Source organism: Halorubrum rutilum, assembly GCF_024494565.1.
This window is the reverse complement of the sequence record NZ_JANHDN010000004.1, coordinates 87,554-107,896: the sequence shown is the minus strand read 5'-3', so window position 1 is coordinate 107,896 and position 20,343 is coordinate 87,554. Positions and strand designations below refer to the sequence as shown.

Here is a 20,343-nt window from a genome sequence, read left to right as displayed (position 1 = left end):
GGAGGGCGACGGACCGGACGGTTCCGCGGGGGACATCGCCGACGCGCCCGGCGTCGCCGCGCGCGACGACCTCGCGGGCGTCGTCGACCTGTTCGGCTGGCTCACCCGCGCGGAGCTCGCGCGGGCGCTCTCGGAGCTCGCGTTCAAGCGGCGGACCGAGGTCGACGACGCCGCCGTCGCCGCCGCGATCGACGTCGCCGTCGCGGAGTACGCGCTGGTGCCCGCCCCGCCGGAGGCGATCGACGAGGCCGGCGACGGGTCGACCGACGTCGCCGACCCGGAGGACGGGCCCGACGCCGACGAGGTCGCGCTCGCGGTCGGGCCCGCCGCGTTCCCGTCGCTGCCCGAGGGGGCGTCGGACCTCCCGCACATCCTTGACGTGCCCGAGCGCGGCGTGGACCGCGAGGCGCTCTCGGCGGCGGTCCTCGCGCGGCTCTCCGAGGACGCGGTCGCGGCGATCCGCGACGGCGACGCCGACCGGCTGGAGGTCCTCGCCGACGTGACGTACGACGTCGAGGCGTGGGCGCCCGTCGACGCCGGGGACGTCCGGGAGCGGATCGTCGCCGAGCTGGAGTCGTAGAGGGGGACCGCCCGGGCCGGGCTCAGGCGCTCGCCTCGGCCTCGCTGAGCTCCCGCGCGAGGAACTCGGCGATCGAGACGTCCGCCTCCTCGACGAAGCGGGCGAGCTCCTCGCCGTCGGCGTCCTCGACGACGACGGTCGGGATCAGCTCGATCCCGTACGCCTCGACCCCCTCGCCCTCCTTGCCGTCCGGCCCCTTCGTGACCGGGAAGTCCTCGATCCGATCCCCGGGGACCCCGGCCGCGTCGAGGGCGGCCGCGAACGCCGGGAGCTGGCGCTGACAGTCCCCGCACCAGTCGCCGCCCCACACCTTGAAGCGGTAGTCGCCGGCCCCGAGCGCCGCCAGGACCTCGTCGTCGAGCGCGTCGCCGTCGGTCGCGCCGGCCGCGTCGGGCGCGAGCGTTTCGAGCGTCATACCCCCGAATACGTCGGGCGGGCTTGTAAACCGCGCGTCGGTGGCAACGGGCGGCGGGAGGGGACGGAGCGAGAAACGGCGCGGGGCTCGGCGCGCCGCGGGGGGGTCCCGCCGCTCCGCGGACGCGTCTTGCCGCGGTCCGTCGGGCATTTGAGTCCCGGCCCCGTTCGTTCGCGTAATGGACGACGACGTGCTGGAGGGGCTCGGCTCGCCGCTGGTGCGGGTCGACTCCCCGCCGGCGACGACGGTGGCCGCGAAGGTCGAGTCGCGCAACCCCGGCGGCTCCGCCAAGGACCGCCCGGCGCGGTACATGGTCGAGGCCGCCGAGGAGTCCGGCGAGCTGGAGCCCGGCGATGGGATCGTCGAGCCCACGTCGGGCAACACCGGCATCGGGCTGGCGATGGTGGGCGCCGTGAAGGGGTACGACGTGACGCTCGTGATGCCGGACGGGAAGTCGATGGAGCGCCGCCGGGTCATGCGCGCGTACGGCGCCGACCTCGAAGTCGTCGACGGCGACATCTCCGCGGCCAAGGAGCGCGCCGACGAGCTGGAGGCCGAGGCGGGGATGGTCCAGCTCCGCCAGTTCGAGAACCCCGCGAACCCGCGGGCGCACTACGAGACGACCGGCCCCGAGGTCGTCGAGCAGGTCGGCGACCGGACGGTCGACGCGCTCGTCGCCGGCGTCGGGACCGGCGGCACCCTCTCCGGGATCGGTCGGCGCCTCCGCGAGTCCTTCCCCGACGTGCGGATCGACGCGGTCGAGCCCAGCGACAACGCCGTCCTCTCCGGCGGCGAGCCCGGGAACGACGCGTTCCAGGGGATGGGACCGGGGTTCGTCGCCCCGAACCTCGACGTCGACCTGATCGACGAGGTCCACGCCGTCGGCATCGACGAGGCCGAGGCCGAGTGCCGCCGGCTCGCCCGCGAGGAGGGGATCCTCGCCGGGCAGTCCTCCGGCGCCTCGAACCTCGCGGCGAAGGCGGTCGCCGCGGAGCTCCGCGAGTCGGGCGCGTACGCGGGCGACGAGCCCCTCGTCGTCACCGTGTTCTGGGACAGCGGCGAGCGGTACCTCTCGGCCGGCACCTTCGACGAGTAGGCGTCGGGCGGTGGGGCGGGTCGCGCTCGACCCGAACGTTGAGTAGCGTCGGGGCCTCAGCGAAGCCATGAGCACGCACGCCGCGGCCCCCGCCGACGACCCGGACGGACCGGCCGCCGAGCCGGCGGACCGCCGGTTCGACGGCCCGTGGCTCCTCGTCCTCGCCGTCGCCGCCGGCGGGTGGACCGTCCTCTACGCGCTCGACTGGGCGCTCCTCTCGGCCGGCACCCCGGTCGGCGCCGCCGTCGCGTTCGCCCACGGCTACCTCCTCGCGCCGCTCGCGACCGCCGCGGTGCTCCTCGACGCGCTGTCGCTGGACGAGCGCGGCGTCGCGGACCTCGGACTCTTCAAGTGGCTCTACGCGCTGGCCTCGCTGGTCGCGCCCCCGATCGGCGCCGTCTACTACGCCCACCGCGAGTGGCTGAAACCGGGCGACCCGGACCTCCTCGGGGGCGCCCCGTGACGGGCGAGGAGGGAGTGAGCGGCGTCGTCCGGGGCCTCGTCACGGCGCCCGAGGCCGGCGCGCCGCCCGAGCGCCGGGAGGCGGTCGCGATCCGGTCCGGGGGCGTCGAGGGAGACCGGTATCGCCGCGGCGACGGGCACTTCGAGCTCGACGGCTGCGCCGTCACTCTCGTCGCCGCCGAGGCGCTCGACGCGGTCCGCGCGGCGACCGGGACCGACGTCTCCGACGGCCGCCACCGCCGGAACGTCGTCGTCGAGGGGTTCGGGGCCGGAATGGACGACCTGCTGGAGGCGACCGTCGCGGTCGGCGACGCGCGCCTGCGACCGACCCGGCGACGGCCGCCCTGCGCGCGCCTCGAATCGCTGGCCGGCGAGGCGGGGCTCGCGTCGGCGCTCCGGAACCGCGGCGGGCTCTGCTGTGACGTCGTCGAGCCGGGTCGCGTCGCCGTCGGCGACGCGGTGACCGTCGCGGAGCCGGACCCGCGGACGGCGGGCGACGCCATCGCGGCGCGGCTGCGGGAGCGCTCGGAGAGCGAGTCCGACCCCTCCGGCGACGCGAGCGGCGCGACCGACTGACTCGTTCGGGTGTGTGTGGAAATCACACCCGCGCTTCGATCTTTAGACGGTCGAACCCGGAGCGTGGCGCATGAAACGCTCTCGTCGGTCCGCGCTGGCCGGTCTCGCGGCGGTCGGCGGCGCCGGGGTCGCCGGCTGTCTCGGCGGGGTCGTCCGCGACTCGTTCGGCGACGGCGCCGGTTCGCGCGGCGAGGAGGAGGCGGGCGACGGCTCGAACGGGGACGGAAGCGACGGCGACGGCCGAAGCGACGGCGACGGCGGACGCGACGACTCGAACGCCGGCGGCCGCCCGCCGACCGTCGAGGCCGACTACCACCTCGCGTACGAGGCCGACGAGCTGCGCTCGGAGGCGCTCAGCGGCGGGGTCGGGAAGGACGGGATCCCCTCGATCGACGAGCCCTCGTTCCGGCCGATCGAGGAGGCGAACTACGCCGAGGGGATCCCGGTGTTCGGCGTCGCGCGCGGCGGGGAGGCGAAGGCGTACCCGCGACACGTGCTCTCGCGTCACGAGATCGTCAACGACGCGATCGGCGGCGAGCCGATCGCGGTCACCTACTGCCCGCTCACCGGCACGGCGCAGGGGTTCCGCCGCGGCGACACGACGTTCGGCGTGTCCGGTCGGCTCGTCAACTCGAACCTGATCATGTACGACCGGGCCACCGACAGCCGGTGGCCGCAGATGCTGGCCACGGGGATCGACGGGCCGATGGCCGGGGAGACGCTCGACGAGTTCCGGGTGGTCTGGACGACGGCGAACGCGTGGGCCGAGCGCCACCCTGAGTCGCTCGTCATGACCGACGAGACCGGGTATATCCGGCGCTACGAGACCGACCCGTACGGGAGCTACGCCCCGCTCGGCGGCTACTACGCGAAGGAACCGACCCTGTTCCCGCCGCTCTCGTCGCCCGACGAGGGCCACCCGAAGTCGGTCGTCATCGGCGCGCGGACCGAGGCGGGCGCGGTCGCGTTCGACAAGGAGACGCTGCTCGCGGAGCGGGTCCTGACCGGCGGCGTCCCCGACGGCGACGGCGGCGAGGAGCCCGTCGTCGCCGTCGCGGACCCGGGGCTCTTCACGGGGTACGTCTACCGCAACCCCGACGGTCTGACGGTCGAGCCGGACGGCGACGCGTACCGCGTCGGCTCCGAGGGCGGCGGGTTCGCGGCGGCCGACCTCCCGCTGGAGCCGGTGCTCGCGCTCGACGCGATGTGGTTCGCGTGGGCCGGCTTCTACCCCGACACCGCCTTCGTCGGCGAGCACACGGGGGCGGGGTATGGCCGCTGAGACCGGCGGGTCGCCGGGGTCGACGACGGCGCGGGCGATCGGGGTCGTCCGCCGGACCGCGTTCGTCGTCCGCGCGGCGCTCGGTCGGCGCGAGGGTCGGGTCACGGCGGGGGTCGTCGCGGTCGCGTACGCCCTCGCGTACGGCGTCGGCGTCGGGCACCTCGGGCTCCGGGGCGCCGCGAGGGGCGGCGCGACCGGTCCGGGGCCCGTCGTCGACGTCGCCGTCGCGAGCGACCCGCTCGCGCTCCTGACGCGGCGGGTCGGGCCCTTCCAGTACGAGCCCGTCGCGCTGGTGACGGTCGGGCCCGTCGAGTACCTGTTCGCGCCGGTCAACGCCGCCATCGGGCTCGGTCTCGCCGCGCTCGTCGGCGCGACACTCGCGGTGTCCGTGGTCGCGCGGCGCGGGCCAGCGGCCTGCCGGCTCGAGGCCGGGGCGGGCGCCGCCGCCGGGGTCCCCGGGATCCTCTCCGGGTTCGCCTGCTGCGGCCCGACGCTGCTGCTCGCGATCGGAGTCCAGGCCTCCGCGGGACTGCTCGCGGTGATGGGGTGGTTCCTCCCGCTGTCGGCGGCCGGCCTCGTCGCCACCCTGCTGTGGGTCGGGAGCCGCGTCGATCCGGCCGCGGTCGGGTGAGTCGCGGGGCGTCCCGAGGACGCCGGAGGCGGGCGAGAGCGCGCGAGACCGAAGCCGGAGCCGGCGGCCGCGTCCGGAACCGAAAGCGTTGACCGCCGACCGGACCGACGACGTGCCAATGAGCGTCGGATGAGCTGGGGGTACCGCCACACGGTGCTGTCGCTGTGCATGCTCGCGTTCCTCGTGACGTACTTCGCCAGGCTGGCGATCAGCCCCGTCGTCCCCCTGATCGTCGACGACTTCGGGGCGTCGAACACCGCCATCGGGGTCGCGCTCTCCGGCATGTGGCTGGCGTACGGCGCCGCCCAGTTCCCGAGCGGCGTGCTCGCGGACCGGTACGGCGAGCGGCTCGTGATCCTCGTCGCCGTCGGCGGCACCGCGGCGATGAGCGTCGTGTTGGGGCTCGCGCCCGTCTTCCCCGCGTTCGTGCTGGCGGCGGTGCTCTTGGGGCTCGTCGCCGGGCTCCACTACGCGGTGGCGACGACGCTGCTCTCGCGGACCTTCGACGACCTCGGGACCGCGATCGGGCTCCACTCGGTCGGCGGTCCCCTGGCCGGGCTCGTCGCGCCCGTCGCCGCGGCGTGGGTGGGGGTCCGGTACGGCTGGCGCCCCGCGGTCGCGCTGGCCGCGCTCGTCGGCGCGCCGGTGTTCCTGCTGTTCGCGTGGCGCGTCCGACCGACCGAGCCGCGGCGCCCCGACCAGCCGATGCGGGAGCGGTTCGCGCTCACGCCGCTCGTCGAGGTCCTCTCGCGGCCGAGCGTCCTCCTCCCTCTGTTCGTCGCGATGACCGGCACCTACGTCGTGCAGGGAGTGATGTCGTTCCTCCCGACGTTCCTCGTCGAGTTCCGGGAGTACTCGCCGTCGGCCGCCGCCGGGGTGTTCTCGGCGTTCTTCGTCGTCCGCGCCGTCGCGCAGGTGGGGCTCGGCCGGCTCTCCGACCTGGCGGGCCGCGACACGGCCATCGGCGGGGCGATGCTCGCGGGCGCGGTCGGCACCGCCGCGTTCGTCTTCGGTCCCGGGCTCGCCGGTGTCGCGGTCGGCGTGTTGTTGGCCGGCTCCGGCGCGAGCTTCTTCTCGGCGATCGACCCGCGGTTCATGGACGCGCTGAGCGACGCGGAGCGCGGCGCCGGCTTCGGGCTCGTCCGGACGGTGTACACCGTGGTCGGCTCCGCGGGCTCCGTCGGCGTCGGGCTCGCGGCCGACCTGTTCGGGTGGGGCGTCTCCTTCGCGATCCTGGCGGCCCTGTTCGGCGTCACGTTCGCCGTGCTCGCGGCGAACTGGGCGCTCGGGACTGGGTACTGAGCCTCGCCGAGGGACGGGGAGTCCCCTCGCCGAGCGGCCCCGCGGACCCGAAGCTACGAGTCGACGCGCGACGTACGGACCCGCGTGTACGACCTCCACGCTCACACGAACTACTCGGACGGGGCGTTCCTGCGGTGGATGGTCGAGGCCGCGGCCGACGCGGGCCTCGACGGGATCGGGTTCGCCGACCACTGCAACGTCTCGCCCGAGGCCGGCGCGAGGCGGTACCGGCGCGCGCTCGGGTTCAACCTCGACCTGACGTACGAGCGGCGCCGGACGGCGATCGAGGAGGTCCGCGCGGACGCCGATATCGACGTGTTCGACGCCGTGGAGATGGACTACGACCCCGCGCACGAGGCGGCGATCGCCGACTTCCTCGACGAGGCCGGCTTCGACTACGCGGTCGGCAGCGTCCACGAGCTCGACGGCGCGAACGTCCACGCGCGGTCGCACTTCGCCGACAAGCCGGCGGCGGAGCGGCGCACGCTCGTCGACCGGTACTTCGAGGAGCTCGTCTCGCTGATCGACTCGGAGCTGTTCGCGGTCGCCGCGCACCCGGACCTGATCGAGCGCAACCCGCACCTCCGCGGGTTCGCGACCGAGGACCACTACGCCGCCGTCGCCGACGCCTTCCGCGACTCGCGGACGGTCCCGGAGATCAACGCCGGGCGCCTGCTCGACGACTACGGCGAGTTCCACCCGGCGCCGGCGTTCCTCAACCGCCTCGTCGACGCCGGCGTCCCGGTGACCGTGGGTACCGACAGCCACGAGCCCGACGAGATCGCGCCGCGGGCCCGCGAGATCGAGGCGGAGCTGGACCGACGGGGGCTCGACCCGGTCGGGATCGACGGGCTGGCCGACGGCGACTGACCTCAGCCGTACACCCGTCGCGTGCTCGGCTCGCCGTCGGGCGCGAGGAGCGTCACGACGTCGCCCTCGTCGTTGAGCGCGGCGGCCCCCCGGTCGAGGTAGACGTCGCCCGCGCCGTCGCTCCCGCTCCCGACGTGGACCGTGAGGGTCGCGCCGGGCGCGACCGTCGTCGCCGGGAGGGGGTCGCGCTGGCCGCCCAGGTCGAGGACGTAGCCGTCGAGGTCGGCCGGCTCGGCCGCGTCGTTCCGGAGGGTCACCGACTCGTCGGTCGGGGCGTCGGCGGGGGCGGCGCCGGGGTCGACGGACTCGATCACCAGCCCGTCAGGGTTCGGCTCGTCGGCGAACGCGGTCAGGTCCGCGAGCGTGTACCCGTCGGTCGGGGTGAGCCGCGGCAGCGACGGTTCCCAGCCGTCGGGCGCGGCGTTCGGGTAGGCGGTCTCGTCGAGCTCCATGAGGCCGATCAGCGTCTCGGCGACGATCCGGCTGCCGACCGCGCCGAGCCGCTCGCCGTCCTCCTGATAGCGCGCCTCGTCGAGGACGTAGTACCACAGCGGGGCGTCAGGGTCGGCGCCGCGCTCGTGTCGCCGGAGCGCCTCGACGATGGGCGAGTTGTCGCCGAACTCCCGGTTACCGATCGGGTCGATCCCCATCCGACGCGCCACGTCCTGCCCGGAGGCCAGCCCGAGCGCCTCCCCGCGGAGCAGGTTCCGCAGCGCGAGCGAGTCCTCGCCCGGCATCGGGAGGTCGAACAGCGCCGGCGCGAGCAGCGGGTCGATCTTGCGCGCGTGCTGGTAGTCGCCGTCCCCGGTGTCGAGCAGGCGCGTCCAGTCGACGACGAGGTCGCTCTCCACGGGGCCGAAACCGCGGAGCGTCGGCGCGTCGCTCGCGTCGGACGGGAACAGCGGGACGTTCCCGGACGCCTCGTTCACGTCGTACTCGTGGCGGATCATGCTGTGGCCGAACCGGTAGGCGGCCCCCGCGAACTCGACCGCGATGGCGGGGTCGGACCCCTCTGGGAGGAAGAACTCCCGACCGTTCCGCTCGACGTCGTCGAGCACGTACCGGTCGCAGATCCGCGGGAGCAGATCCCGGCGCACGAGCCACTGGTAGTGCCACCTGACGAGCCGCTGTGCGGCCTCCAGCACGCCCTCGCCCTCCTCGATCAGCGACGCGCCCGGGCCGCGGAGGTGGTCGACGACCCGGTTGTGGAAGTTCACGAACGCGAGCTAGAGCTGGGAGACGACGACGTTCTCGTCGTTCCGGGGGTCGCCGATCAGCGCCCGCCCCTGCCCGTTCCGCTGGAGGTCGGTACCGGGCAGCCCGTCGGGGCGGTCGCCGATCCCCTCGGCCTCCCCGGTGATCAGGTGGGCCTCGTCGCCCTCGTGATCGTAGAGGTACGGCGCCGTCTCGCTCCCGTGGCGGTAGACGGAGTCGAGGTCGAGCGCGGGGGTCCGGAAGTTCCGGAGCGCCGCGGGGTCGTTCCGCCGGTCGATGTCGGAGGTCGGGTCGAAGGTGATGTCGTGGTCGACGAACTGGGCGAATATCCCGTACGCCGCCGGCGTCTCGGCGTCCCCGACCGGGTCGTCCGCGGGCTCTATCATCGGCGCGTCGGTCCCGTCGTCTCCCGCGCCGCCGAGCGTCCGCAACAGCGCCTCGTCGCGCTCGTACACGTCGAGCCGGGGGAACTGGGTGTAGAAGCGGTGGCTCCTGATCGGACCCATCTCGGTGCACGCCGCGTCGTTCATCCCGCGGTGTTCGCTCGCGCCGTGCATCGCGACGGACGGGGCGGCGACGACGAGCCGGAGGCCGAGGCCGTCCCCGCGGTCGACCCGCTCCCGCCGCCGGACGCGCTCCTTGGCGCCGCCCCGCATCGGGTTCCGCACCGTGAACGTCACCTCGTCGGGGTCGAGCGCTCCCCCGTCGACGCCCCCGTCGGACTCGATCACGAACGCGCCGTCGCCGTCGGTGGTCCAGTGGCCGACCGGCGCGTCGGTCCCCCGTCGCTCTCCCACGACGATACGACCCGACAGCGGCTCCTCGTCCCCGTCGACGACCCGTCCCCTGAGCTGTGTTCCCGCTGACATACCGGCACCCGTCAACGGGAAAATATAACAATTTTTCTGAATAAATTGTGAACGCGTTGTGTACCGGAATATATTGCTGGTTGCGCTCGGATCGTCGCGTTCGGCGCCGGGAACGGTGAAGTAGCGACGCGTTTCGGACGCCGGTTCCCGCGACGGGTGCGGGTCGCCGGGACGAATATCAGTCGTAGAAAATGTCGGCGCCGACGGACGGGTCCGCCGCGAGGTCGGTTCGCGTCACGCGGGCGACTCGTCCATCCGGCTCGACTTCGCTCCGCTCAGTCGAACACCGATAAACTCGCTGCGCTCGTCAATCCGGCTCGACTTCGCTCCGCTCAGTCGAACACCGATAAACTCGCTGCGCTCGTCAATCCGGCTCGACTTCGCTCCGCTCAGTCGAACAACGTCTCACCTTCGACCATGTGCGCCTCGACGGTGTCCATGTCGAGCGTGACGCCGAGGCCCGGCTCCTCCGGCACCTCGATGTAGCCGTCCTCGATGACGTCCTCCTCGACGAGGTCCTCCCACCAGCCGAGCTCGTAGGAGTGGTACTCGATCGCGAGCGAGTTCGGGATCGCGGCGCCGACGTGCGTCGCCGCCATCGTCGCGATCGGGGACGCGACGTTGTGCATCGCGACCGGGACGTAGTACTGGTTCGCCACGTCGGCGATCTTGCGGGTCTCGCGCATCCCGCCGACCTTCGGCAGGTCGGGCGCGACGATGTCGACCGCCTGGTTCTCGATGAGCCGGCGCAGCTCCGTGACGCGGTAGCGGTTCTCGCCGACCGCGATCGGCGTGGTCGTGCCCTTGGTGACCTCCTCCTGCACCTCCAGGTTCTCCGGCGGGACGGGGTCTTCGAGCCACCACACGTCGTGGTCGTTGATGGCCTCCGCGAGGCGCTTCGCGGAGCCGCCCGAGAACGTCCAGTGGCAGTCGAAGGCGACGTCCGCCTCGTCCTTCACGCGCTCGGTGACCTTCTCGACGATCTCCGCCTTGTGGCGGATCTCGCCCGGGCGGAGGTGGCGGTTCGCGCGGTCCTTCTCCAGGCCCGAGGGGACGTCGAGGTCGAACTTCAGCGCGTCGTAGCCGAGCTCGTCGACGACGCGCTCGGCCTCGTCGGCGCAGGCGTCCGGGTCGGCCTCCGCCTCGGTGTGGCAGTCGCAGTAGACGCGCAGCCGGTCGCGGTACTTCCCGCCGAGCAGCTGGTAGGCCGGCACGTCGAGGATCTTCCCGGCGAGGTCGTGGAGCGCGACCTCGATGCCGGAGATCGCGGTGACGGTGACGCCCTCGACCGAGCCCTCACCGGACATCTTCTGGATGAGGTGCTCGTAGAGGCGGTCGATGTCGAGCGGGTTCTCGCCGACGACGAACGGCTTCATGCGCTCGATGAGTTCCGGAACGCCCGCGCCCCAGTACGCCTCGCCGGTGCCGACGACGCCCGCGTCGGTGTAGACGCGGACGAGCGTCCACGGGAAGTTCCCGTCGACCATCGTCGTCTGGACGTCCGTGATCTCGACGTCGCGGCCCCCGCCCCGCGAGCCCGTGACCTCCATCGTCTCCGCGGAGAGCTCCCGCATCGTGTACTCCGCGTTCGGGTCGTGGAGCGACTCGTAGTTTCGGCTCACGGCCCGCGATTCATTCGGAACGGGGTAAACGTTTGCGTTCGGGCGCGTTCGGCCCGCTCGCGCCCCGGGGATCCGCGCGGGGGAAGCCCGTGCGCCGGAGCGCGAATAGGGAGCTTTTCATTACCGTGTTCGCAACGTGGCCCATGGTCGAGATCACCGATTCGCTCGCGTGTCTGTTCACCGGAGAGGTCGAGGAGCGGGACGGCGACCACGTCGTCGCCGTCCCCGCTTCGGAAATCGAGCACGGGACGGTCGAGCCCGGCGGGACCTACCGCGTCGCGCTGATAGCCCGAGGCGGGGGCGACGAGGCCGCCGCCTCGACCGGCTCCGCGGCCGACGCATCGTCGACGGACCGCGGCGTCACCGGTAACGGGACGGGGAGTTCCGCGGCGCGCTCCCCCGGCGACGCGGCCGCCGGACCGCCGGTCTCCGAGGGCGACGTCCGCGAGGTCACGATCGAGACGCTCGGCGACAAGGGCGACGGGATCGCGAAGATCGAGCGCGGCTACGTCGTCATCGTCCCCGACTCCGAGCCGGGCGACGAGCCGACCGTCGAGATCACGAGCGTCCGCGAGAACGTCTCCTTCGCCGAGGTCGTCGGGGAGTAACGGTCGCGTCCGGGCGCCGTCTTAAACGCCGTTTCGGTTAATTGGAAGACCGTCCCGGTCACTCCGGCGGGTCGCTCCGCGAGAACAGCCGCCGGAGGTGCGTCGCCGAGAAAAAGGAACTCGGGCGGTCCATGTGGACGCCGATCTCGCCCGACAGCGCCCGCAGGCCGAGCCGCTGTACGGGTTCCGGCAGCGAGTAGCACCGACGGATCCCCTTTCCGAGGAGGATCTCGCGGCCGATCTCGTCCCGCCAGCCGGACTCGTAGTCGGCGAGGGTGGCGGGGTCCCCGGGATCGATCGCGTCCGCGGCCACGTCGGCCGCGGTCATCCCGTACAGTATCCCGCCGCCGGTGAACGGCTTCGTCTGCGCGGCCGCGTCGCCGATCAGGAACGCGCGGTCGGTCGTGACCCGGTCCGGGGGGCCGACCGGGATCGCTCCGGAGCAGAAGCGCTCGGTCGTCGCGCCGTACGCGTCGGTGAGCCGGTCGAACATCGCCGTGACGTCGTCGCTGGGGGGCGCCGCGAGCCCGTACTCGACGCCCGCGTCGCCCCGCGGGATCCGCCACGCGAAGAACGTCGGCGCGGTGAGGTGGACGTCGACGAGGTCGCCGTCGTCCGGGGCGTCGTCGAAGGCGAGCACGCCGTGGAGCAGCTCGTCCGGTTCGGGGAGGTCGAGCGACCGGCGCACGCGGGAGGTGGGGCCGTCGCAGCCGGCGACCATCCGCGCCTCGACTGTCTCCACGTCGCCGTCGGGGGTCCGGACCTCGACGGCGACGCGGTCCGGCCGCTCGTCCACGTCGAGGACGGTGTGGCCCTCGCGCACGTCGGCGCCCGCCTCGCGCGCGCAGTCGGCGAGCGTCCGGTCGAGCCCGACGCGGTCGATCACGTTCGAGACGGGTCGATCCTTGTAGAACGGGTACGCCGTCGAGCCGGGACCGCCGACGTGGAACCGCGCGCCGTACACCCGGTTCTGCCGGAGCCGGTCGCGGGCCGCGTCGGGGACGTATCCCCAGACGTCGTCGGAGACGTGCCCCGAGCACGCCAGCGGCTCGCCGACCGTCCCCTTCTCGAAGACGACGACGTCGCGGCCGGCCTCGGCCGCGCGCCTGGCGAACCGGGAGCCCGGCGGGCCGGCGCCGACGACGACGAAATCGCGCATGTCAGTGGCGTCGAGTCGGACGCATATAACTGCGACGCGACTCACTCCGGCTCGCGCCGCTCCGCCAGCCACGTCAGCGCCGCGTCGAGGTCGGTCTCCGGCGGCGAGCAGGTCCGCCCCTCGCAGACGTAGGCCGTCGGCTCGCCGTCGACGGCGTCGCGGCCGGCCCAGATCGGCGGCGCCTCGCCCATGCCGAGCCGGTCGAGCCACGCGTCCAGCCCCGCCTCGGTCGGCGGTCGGGGCGCGACGAGCGCGCCCGGGAGGTACCGCTCGCCGAGCGTCTCGCGCCACGCGTCCGGCACCGCGTCGGCGGCGATCGTCGCCTCGATCCCGCCCGTCTCGAAGCGCTCGGCCGCCCGCACCAGCGAGACGTGCTCCAGCGGGCTCGCGCGGACCCGGTCCGCGTGGGTCGTCACGACCGCCTCCGCGACCGCCGCGAACTCGCGGTCGGTCCGGAAGCCGTCGAGCAGCGCCAGCGTCTCGGCCGCCACGCCGAGGCTCGACGGCGTCGAGCGGTCGGTGAACTCCTGCGGGCGGGCGAACAGGGCGCCGTCGCCCGCGGGGGCCTCCCCGTCGTCCGCCGCTTCCGGGTCCCGCGTGAAGTAGATCGTCCCGTCGTCGGCGTCGTGGAACTCGTCGACGATCGTCTCGGCCAGCTCCAGCGCGAACCCGAGCGGCTCCGGGTCGCCGGTGGCGGCGTACACGTCGAGCGCGCCGCGCGCGAGGAACGCGTGGTCGTCGAGGTACCCCGGCCCGCGGACGTCGCCATCGAGCCAGCGGCGGGCGAGTTCCCCCGTGTCGGCTTCGTAGAGCCGATCGCGGCAGAAGTCGAGCGCCTCGCGGGCGATCGCGGCGTACCCCTCGCCGAGGACGCCCCCCGCCCTCGCGAACGCGGAGATCGCCCGGCCGTTCCACGCGGCGAGCACCTTCTCGTCGCGGGCGGGCCGCGGGCGCGACTCCCGCGCCTCGAACAGCGCGACGCGGGCCTCGGTCAGGCGCTCGCGGACCTCGTCGACCGCGAGGTCGTGCTCCTCGGCCAGCTCCGCGACCGACGCCGCGATCGTCGGCACGGTCGTGCCGCGCTCGAAGTTCCCGCCCGGCTCGATCCCGTACCGCGCCTTCGCCAGCGACGCGGCCGGCTCGTCGAGGACCGCGTCGACCTCGGCGGGCGTCCAGACGTAGAAGGCGCCCTCGACGTCGGCGTGCCCGCTTCCGTCACCGTCGCTCGCATCTCCCCGCCGGCCCTCCGGCGGTGCGCTCCGAGCGTCGAGCGTGCTGAAGAAGCCGCCGCCCTCGTGGCGGAGCTCTCGATCGAGGAAGCCGAGCGTCTCGCTCGCGATCCGGGCGTAGGCGGGGTCGCCGGTCAGGCGGTAGCCGTCGAGGTACACCATGGGGAGTTCCGCGTTGTCGTACAGCATCTTCTCGAAGTGCGGCACCGTCCACCGCCGGTCGGTCGCGTACCGGTGGAAGCCGCCGCCGATCTGATCGTACATCCCGCCGCGGGCCATCCCGTCGAGAGTGCCGGTCGCGGCCGTCAGCGCGGCGTCACGGCCGCTTCGAGCGTACGCGCGCATGAGGAGATCGATCCGGCCCGGCATCGGGAACTTCGCGCCGCCGCTGCCGAACCCGCCGTACTCGTCGTCGTACCCGCGGATCGCGGCCGCGGCGGCCTCGTCGAGGAGGTCGGCGCCGGAAGGGTGGGCGTCGTCCTCGTCGGGCCCGGTTCCCGCGTCGGGGACGGACTCCAGCTCGTCGCGGGCGCTCGTCGTCCACTGCTCGGCCCGGCGCTTCATCTCCTCGCGCTGTTCCGGGTCGGCCCACGAGTCGGCGATGCGCTCGCAGAGGTCGCGGAACCCGGGCTGATTGCGGCGCGGCTCGGGTGGGAAGTAGGTCCCGACGTAGAACGGCTTCCCGTCGGGCGTGCACCACGCGGACAGCGGCCAGCCGCCGCCGCCCGTGACGAGCTGGGAGACGGTCATGAACGTGCTGTCCACGTCGGGACGCTCCTCGCGGTCGACCTTGATCGGCACGAACCCGTCGTTGAGCACCTCTGCGACTCCCTCGTCCTCGAAGCTCTCCTCGGCCATCACATGACACCAGTGACAGGAAGAGTAGCCGATCGAGACAAACACCGGGACGTCGTGCTCACGGGCGCGCTCGAAGGCCCCGTCGCCCCACGGCTGCCAGTTGACCGGGTTGTCCGCGTGCTGCCGGAGGTACGGGCTCGCCTCCTCGTCGAGGCGGTTCCGCGACGTCGGCTGTGTCATACGCCCGGTTCGCCCCGCCGAGGCAAAAAGCCGTCACACGAGCCGCGTCTTCGGGATCCGTTCCCGCGGTTGATCCACGTCCCTGCGTATCTCGCCGCCCTGAGAGAGTAACGCTTACACTACCGTGCACTCACCCGTCCCGTATGACCGACACCGTACTGCTGGTGGGGGGCGGCGGCCGCGAGCACGCGATCGCCCGCGCGGTCGCCGACGACTGCGCGCTGTACGCCTGCGCGAGCAATCGCAATCCGGGTATCCGCCGGCTGGCGGAGGGGTTCGAGGCGATCGACGAGACCGACGCCGAGGCCGTCGCGGAGTACGCGACCGACGTGGGTGCCGACCTCGCGGTGATCGGCCCCGAGTCGTCGCTGGCGGCGGGCGTCGCCGACGCGCTCGACGACGCCGGCGTCTACGCGTTCGGCCCGCGGGCCGAGGAGGCGCGGCTGGAGACGGACAAGGCGTACCAGCGCGAGTTCATGGAGGAGGCGTCGATCCCCGGCTGTCCGGACTACGCGGTGTTCGACGACACCGAGGCGGCCTGCGACTACATCGACGACTACGACGGCGACCTCGCGGTGAAGCCGGCCGGCCTCACGGGCGGCAAGGGCGTGAAGGTGATCGGCGATCAGGTGACGAGCGAGGAGGCCAAGGCGTACCTCCGCGACGCCGGCTACGACCGCGTCGTGCTGGAGGAGCGCCTCGTCGGCGAGGAGTTCACGGTGCAGGCGTTCGTCGCGAACGGCGACCTGCGGACGACGCCGGCGGTCCAGGACCACAAGCGCGCCTACGAGGGCGACGAGGGACCGAACACCGGCGGGATGGGGTCGTACTCGGACACGGGCCCGTCGCTGCCGTTCATGGCCGAGGGCGACTACGCGGCCGCCGTCGACGTGCTGGAAGCGGTCGTCGACGCGCTTCCCGACTACAAGGGCGTCCTCTACGGCCAGTTCATGCTCACCGACGCGGGGCCGAAGGTCGTCGAGTTCAACGCGCGCTTCGGCGACCCGGAGGCGATGAACACGCTGCCGGTCCTGGAGACGCCGTTCATCGACGTGCTGACGGCCGCTCGCGACGGCGACAGCGAGGCGCAACGCGCCTCTGGCAGCCGGACGCAGTCCGGCGACGCGCTCCCCGAACTGACCTTCTCCGGCGAGGCGACCGTCTGCAAGTACGCCGTGCCGGACGGGTACCCGGTCGACCCCGACGCGGGCGCGGAAATCGCCGTCGACGAGGAGAGCGTGGGTGACGCGCTGCTCTACTACGCCAGCGTCGACGAGCGCGACGACGGGCTGTACACGACCACCTCGCGGTCGTTCGCTGTCGTGGGGCGGGGCGACTCGATCGCCGCCGCGGAGCGACAGGCCGAGGCGGGGCTCTCGGCCGCCGGCGACGGGCTCCGGATCCGCCACGACGTCGGGAAGGCCGACCTCGTCGAGCGGCGGATCGAACACATGGACGAGCTGCGGGAGTAGGCGGGCGACCGAGCGGGCCGCCGGACGAGCGGGACCCTGTGCGGCGTGGCGAACAGGCGGTCGTCGGTCGCGTCCGCACGGCGGTCGACCGCGCACCCGTCTCGGCCGGCCGTGGGCCCTCGTCAGGTCGTACGGGTGCTGGTCGCGGCATCCGACTTGAACCGTCGCGTCGGCGATCCTTTTAACCACGCCGTCCGAACGGTCCCTCGTGACTCACGAGGACGGCGGCGCGGCGGTGGAGGACGGCTCTCGGACCGACCAGCTAGACCGCCACCCGACGCCCGGACCGCGCAACTCGCTGTGGTCGTGGCCGGACGCGAAGTCGCCCCTCGTCGTCGTCCGCAACTACGTCGCGATCGTGCTCGCCCGGATCTGCCCGAGCCTGCGGCTGAAGAACTGGCTGCTGCGGCGGATCGGCGTCGCGGTCGGAACCGGCGTCGCGTGGGGGTTGGAGTCGACGCCGGACGTGTTCTGGCCGGAGCGGATCGCCGTCGGTGACGACGCGATAATCGGCTACGACGCGACGCTGCTGTGCCACGAGTTCCTCCGCGACGAGTACCGCCTCGGCGACGTCGTCGTCGAGGAGGGCGCGATGATCGGGGCCGGCGCGGTCGTCCTGCCGGGCGTCACGGTCGGCGAGGGTGCGCGCGTCGCCGCCAACTCGCTCGTCGCCGACGACGTGCCGCCCGAGACGACGGTCGCGGGGGTGCCGGCCGAGGTCGTCTCGCGGGCCGGTGAGGAGGCCGGCGAGGAGGCGGCCGGGGTCGACTGAGGCGTCGGTTACGCCGCGTCGTCGTCGTCGGTCGGTTCCCCGCCGTCGCTCTCGGCGGAGGCGGCGTCGTCGGTCGCGTCCTCGGGCGCACCCTCCGCGGCAGCGCGCTCGGCCTCGGCGATGTGCGCCTCGGTGCTGACGCTCTCCAAGTCGACGCCGACCTCGCGCGCGACCGCGTCGAGGACGGCCCGCTGCTCGGCCATCTCGTTTTCCAGCCGCTGGACGCGCTCGGAGGTGTCGAGCACGGTCGTCTGCGTCTCCTCGACCTCGCTGCGGAGCTCGTTGATCTTCTGGTACGTGCGCTCGGCCTTGTCGGCGAGCGTCTGGATCTTCTTCGCCGTGTCCCCGAATCCCATATCGGGTTGTGGGGGCCCGGGACACGTGGGCTTTTCCGTTCGCGGTGGTCGGGACGGAGCGGCCCCGCTCGAACCGACCCCCGCCGACGGTGGGCTTTTGTCCGAACCGCCCGACGTGGCGGTATGAGCGTCGAGCGGATCCTGTTGACGAACGACGACGGCGTCGACGCCGCCGGGCTCCGCGCCCTGTACGACGCGCTCGCGCCCGACTACGACGTGGTTGCGGTCGCGCCGACGGGCGACCGCTCCTCGATCGGCCGCGCCATCTCCGCCGACGTCGACGTCGCGGAGCACGAGCTGGGGTACGCCGTCGACGGGACGCCCGTCGACTGCGTCGTCGCCGGCCTCGACGAGCTCGTCCCCGACGCCGACCTCGTGGTCGCCGGCTGCAACGAGGGCGCCAACCTCGGCGCGTACACGCTCGGGCGGTCCGGGACCGTCTCGGCGGTCGTCGAGGGGGCGTTCTTCGGCGTCCCCGGGATCGCGGCGTCGATGTACGTGCCCGGCGGCGACGACTGGTGGAAGCGGGAGCTGCCCCCCGAGTCGTTCGCGCACGCCGTCCGCGCCACGCGGTTCCTCGTCGACGAGGCCCCGGAGGCCGGCGCCTTCGAGCGCGCCGACTACCTGAACGTGAACGCGCCGATGGCGGAGCCGGCCGCGGGCGACGGGGGGGAGGCGTCGGCCGCGGACGAATCCGCCCCGAGCGACGCCGCGGTCGACCCCGCGCCGATGCGCGTCACCGCCCCCTCGGAGTGGTACGGCATGGAGGCGACCGCCGACGGCGACGGCGGCGTCGCCATCTCCGACCCGATCTGGGGGCGGATGACGCCGGCGGACGTGCCGGACCCGGTCGGCACCGACCGCCGCGCGGTCGTCGACGGCGAGGTGTCGGTCTCGCCGCTGTCGGTGCCCCACGCCGCCGAGCGGGACGCGGGGCTCGACGAGCTCGCGGACCGGTACGGGGCGGACGACGCCGACGGGGAGTGAGTCGGACGCGGACTACGACTCGTCGGCGCTGACGGTGACCTTCGCCTCGCTGACGACGCGGTCGCCCATCTCGTAGCCGGGCTCGTACACCTCGTGGACGGTGTCCTCGGGCTGATCGCTCTCGACGCGAAGCATCACCTGGTGGCGGGACGGGTCGACCTCGTCGCCCGGGTCGGGGTCGATCGGCTCGACGCCCTCCTCGGCGAGCACCTCGTCGAACTTCTCCAGCGTCGACTCGACGCCGGGGCGGAGGTCGCTCCCCTCCTCCTGGTCGAGCGCGCGCAGGAGGTCGTTCCGGACCGGGGCGATGCGCTCGACGAGCTTCTCGGAGGCGCGCTCGCGGATCTCCTCCTGCTTGCGCTTGGCGCGCTGCTTGTAGTTGCTGAAGTCCGCCTTCACGCGGGCGAGCTTGCTCGTCAGCTCCTCGACCTCCGCCTCGGCGTCCAGCAGCTCCTCGCGCGTCTCGGCGAGCTCCGCCTCCAGCGCCGCGACCTCCCGCGCGAGCGCCTCGTCGTGCTCGGCGACTTCGGCGGCCAGCGCCTCGCGGCCCTCGCCGCTCCGGGCGTCGCCGCCCGCGTCGGCGTCGCCCGCCGACTCGCCGTTCGCCTCCTCGGCGGTCGCCTCCGCCGTGCCGTTCGCGCTCGCCGCGTCGCCCGCGGCGTCGTCGGGGGACTCGACCTCGACGTCGACGGCGTCGTCGTCGCTCATACCCGATCGAAGTCGGTCGGCGGGCATAAGCGTTGCAGAACGCGGCCGGGGCGGCGGACCGGCCGGCGGGACCCGTCGCCACCGGCCCCCCTCGGCGGCCGCGACCGGATTTATGAGGGCGGCCGCCCATCCGCCATCCACATGCCACCTCGTCCCTCGACGTTCTCGATCGCCGCCCGCGACCCGGGGACCGGCGCCGTCGGCGTCGCCGTTCAGTCGAAGTTCATCGGTGTCGGCGCGCTCGTCCCGTTCGTGAGCGCGGACGCCGGCGCGGTCGCCACGCAGAGCTTCGCGAACGTCGCCTACGGCCCCGACGGGCTCGACCGCCTCCGCGAGGGTCGCGACGCCGCCGACGCGATCGACGAGCTCACCGCCCCCGACGACGAGGCGCCCTCCCGGCAGGTCGGGATCGTCGGCCTCGACGGCGAGCCGGCCGCGTTCACCGGCGACGAGTGCCACGACTACGCGGGCGATCTGCAGGGCGACGACTACACCGTACAGGGGAACATCTTGGAGAACGAAGAGACCCTCACGGCGATGGCTGACGCGTTCGAGGAGACCGACGGCGGGTTCCCGGAGCGGCTGATCGCCGCGCTCCACGCCGGCAACGAGGCGGGCGGCGACAGGCGGGGCGAGCAGTCGGCCGCGCTGTACGTCGCCAAGCCAGAGGGCGGGTACGACGGCCGCAACGACCGGTGGATCGACGTGCGCGTCGACGACCACGACAGCCCGATCGACGAGTTGGAGCGCGTCTTCAAGCTGTACGACGTCACCCTCTTGGAGCGCGAGGCGCCCGACGAGACCCGGGAGCTGACGGGCGACCCCGCCGCGGCGGTCGCGGCGACGCTCGCCGACCTCGGCTTCCTCGACGAGGGCGACGCGACCGGCGTCGACGCCTTCGGCGCGCCCCAGCGCGAGGCGCTGGAGACGTTCCGCGGGATGAACAACTTCGAGAACCACCCCCTCCCGGTGCTGGAGGACGCGATCGCCCGCGGCTGGGCCGACGCCGAGGGCGAGGGCGAGGACCGCCTCGTCGACGCCGTCTGGCACGGGATCTCGCGGCTCGACCGAGTTTGAAACGGAGCGGCGGCCGG

The 20,343-nt window shown here is 73.4% G+C and carries 21 protein-coding genes; 13 read left to right on the top strand and 8 right to left on the bottom strand.

The features are described from left to right. Window positions 1-34 precede the first annotated feature (34 nt). A complete protein-coding gene (locus NO900_RS09645; RefSeq protein WP_379791861.1) occupies window positions 35-580 on the top strand; it encodes a DUF7109 family protein in 546 nt (181 codons plus the stop codon). Window positions 581-602: 22 nt separating this feature from the next. On the opposite strand, the gene NO900_RS09640 is transcribed toward NO900_RS09645, so the two are convergent. Next, the gene (locus NO900_RS09640; protein ID WP_256409013.1) at window positions 603-995 is read right to left on the bottom strand and encodes a TlpA family protein disulfide reductase; all 393 of its coding nucleotides are present in this window, start codon (window positions 993-995) and stop codon (window positions 603-605) included. A gap of 178 nt (window positions 996-1,173) precedes the next feature. Here NO900_RS09640 and NO900_RS09635 point away from each other — a divergent pair, with 178 nt between their 5' ends. The 7 genes from NO900_RS09635 to NO900_RS09605 all read left to right on the top strand — a co-directional run bounded on the left by NO900_RS09635 (window position 1,174) and on the right by NO900_RS09605 (window position 7,214). Then, a complete protein-coding gene (locus tag NO900_RS09635) occupies window positions 1,174-2,091 on the top strand; it encodes a PLP-dependent cysteine synthase family protein (RefSeq protein WP_256409012.1) in 918 nt (305 codons plus the stop codon). A 67-nt stretch (window positions 2,092-2,158) separates the two neighbouring features. Next, entirely contained in the window at window positions 2,159-2,554 is a 396-nt protein-coding gene (locus tag NO900_RS09630) for a hypothetical protein (RefSeq protein WP_256409011.1), read from the top strand. Then, window positions 2,551-3,129, top strand: a complete 579-nt coding sequence (locus NO900_RS09625; RefSeq protein ID WP_256409010.1) for an MOSC domain-containing protein — start codon at window positions 2,551-2,553, stop codon at window positions 3,127-3,129. Before NO900_RS09630 ends, NO900_RS09625 begins: the two co-directional genes overlap by 4 nt. A gap of 70 nt (window positions 3,130-3,199) precedes the next feature. Further along, a complete protein-coding gene (locus NO900_RS09620; protein ID WP_256409009.1) occupies window positions 3,200-4,411 on the top strand; it encodes a DUF3179 domain-containing protein in 1,212 nt (403 codons plus the stop codon). Continuing rightward, window positions 4,401-5,042: a hypothetical protein gene (locus tag NO900_RS09615; RefSeq protein ID WP_256409008.1), complete on the top strand. Its 642-nt coding sequence runs from the start codon at window positions 4,401-4,403 to the stop codon at window positions 5,040-5,042. Before NO900_RS09620 ends, NO900_RS09615 begins: the two co-directional genes overlap by 11 nt. A 129-nt stretch (window positions 5,043-5,171) precedes the next feature. Next, window positions 5,172-6,344, top strand: coding sequence for an MFS transporter (locus tag NO900_RS09610; RefSeq protein WP_256409007.1), 1,173 nt, complete (start codon window positions 5,172-5,174; stop codon window positions 6,342-6,344). 84 nt (window positions 6,345-6,428) lie between these two features. Next, complete coding sequence (locus tag NO900_RS09605) at window positions 6,429-7,214, top strand: PHP domain-containing protein (protein ID WP_256409006.1); 786 nt, start codon at window positions 6,429-6,431, stop codon at window positions 7,212-7,214. Between the two features lie 2 nt (window positions 7,215-7,216). Here NO900_RS09605 and NO900_RS17550 read toward each other — a convergent pair whose 3' ends face one another. The 3 genes from NO900_RS17550 to NO900_RS09590 form a co-directional block, all read right to left on the bottom strand. Then, on the bottom strand, window positions 7,217-8,431 hold the full coding sequence (locus tag NO900_RS17550; RefSeq protein ID WP_256409005.1) for a lamin tail domain-containing protein: 1,215 nt from the start codon (window positions 8,429-8,431) through the stop codon (window positions 7,217-7,219). A 9-nt stretch (window positions 8,432-8,440) separates the two neighbouring features. Further along, entirely contained in the window at window positions 8,441-9,298 is an 858-nt protein-coding gene (locus NO900_RS09595) for a peroxidase family protein (RefSeq protein WP_256409004.1), read from the bottom strand. Window positions 9,299-9,687: 389 nt separating this feature from the next. Further along, on the bottom strand, window positions 9,688-10,872 hold the full coding sequence (locus tag NO900_RS09590) for a mandelate racemase/muconate lactonizing enzyme family protein (RefSeq protein WP_303654754.1): 1,185 nt from the start codon (window positions 10,870-10,872) through the stop codon (window positions 9,688-9,690). A 191-nt stretch (window positions 10,873-11,063) separates the two neighbouring features. Here NO900_RS09590 and NO900_RS09585 point away from each other — a divergent pair, with 191 nt between their 5' ends. Beyond that, window positions 11,064-11,528 carry a TRAM domain-containing protein gene (locus NO900_RS09585; protein ID WP_256409002.1) on the top strand — a complete coding sequence of 155 codons (465 nt, stop codon included), beginning with the start codon at window positions 11,064-11,066 and terminating at the stop codon, window positions 11,526-11,528. Between the two features lie 58 nt (window positions 11,529-11,586). Here the strand turns inward: NO900_RS09585 and NO900_RS09580 are convergent, their stop codons facing one another. Then, window positions 11,587-12,687, bottom strand: coding sequence for a geranylgeranyl reductase family protein (locus tag NO900_RS09580; RefSeq protein ID WP_256409001.1), 1,101 nt, complete (start codon window positions 12,685-12,687; stop codon window positions 11,587-11,589). Window positions 12,688-12,728: 41 nt separating this feature from the next. After that, the gene (locus NO900_RS09575) at window positions 12,729-14,954 is read right to left on the bottom strand and encodes a thioredoxin domain-containing protein (protein ID WP_256409000.1); all 2,226 of its coding nucleotides are present in this window, start codon (window positions 14,952-14,954) and stop codon (window positions 12,729-12,731) included. A 143-nt stretch (window positions 14,955-15,097) separates the two neighbouring features. Between NO900_RS09575 and purD the strand changes: the two genes are divergently transcribed. Both purD and NO900_RS09565 read left to right on the top strand, forming a co-directional pair. Then, window positions 15,098-16,426, top strand: coding sequence for a phosphoribosylamine--glycine ligase (gene purD / locus NO900_RS09570; RefSeq protein WP_256408999.1), 1,329 nt, complete (start codon window positions 15,098-15,100; stop codon window positions 16,424-16,426). Window positions 16,427-16,634: 208 nt separating this feature from the next. After that, entirely contained in the window at window positions 16,635-17,198 is a 564-nt protein-coding gene (locus NO900_RS09565; RefSeq protein WP_256408998.1) for an acyltransferase, read from the top strand. An 8-nt stretch (window positions 17,199-17,206) separates the two neighbouring features. On the opposite strand, the gene NO900_RS09560 is transcribed toward NO900_RS09565, so the two are convergent. Further along, window positions 17,207-17,554: a DUF5798 family protein gene (locus NO900_RS09560; protein ID WP_256408997.1), complete on the bottom strand. Its 348-nt coding sequence runs from the start codon at window positions 17,552-17,554 to the stop codon at window positions 17,207-17,209. A 123-nt stretch (window positions 17,555-17,677) separates the two neighbouring features. Between NO900_RS09560 and surE the strand changes: the two genes are divergently transcribed. Continuing rightward, on the top strand, window positions 17,678-18,541 hold the full coding sequence (surE, locus tag NO900_RS09555) for a 5'/3'-nucleotidase SurE (protein WP_256408996.1): 864 nt from the start codon (window positions 17,678-17,680) through the stop codon (window positions 18,539-18,541). A 12-nt stretch (window positions 18,542-18,553) separates the two neighbouring features. On the opposite strand, the gene NO900_RS09550 is transcribed toward surE, so the two are convergent. Further along, complete coding sequence (locus NO900_RS09550) at window positions 18,554-19,249, bottom strand: nucleotide exchange factor GrpE (protein WP_256408995.1); 696 nt, start codon at window positions 19,247-19,249, stop codon at window positions 18,554-18,556. 141 nt (window positions 19,250-19,390) lie between these two features. Here NO900_RS09550 and NO900_RS09545 point away from each other — a divergent pair, with 141 nt between their 5' ends. Beyond that, window positions 19,391-20,326, top strand: a complete 936-nt coding sequence (locus NO900_RS09545; protein ID WP_256408994.1) for a DUF1028 domain-containing protein — start codon at window positions 19,391-19,393, stop codon at window positions 20,324-20,326. Window positions 20,327-20,343: the final 17 nt, after the last annotated feature.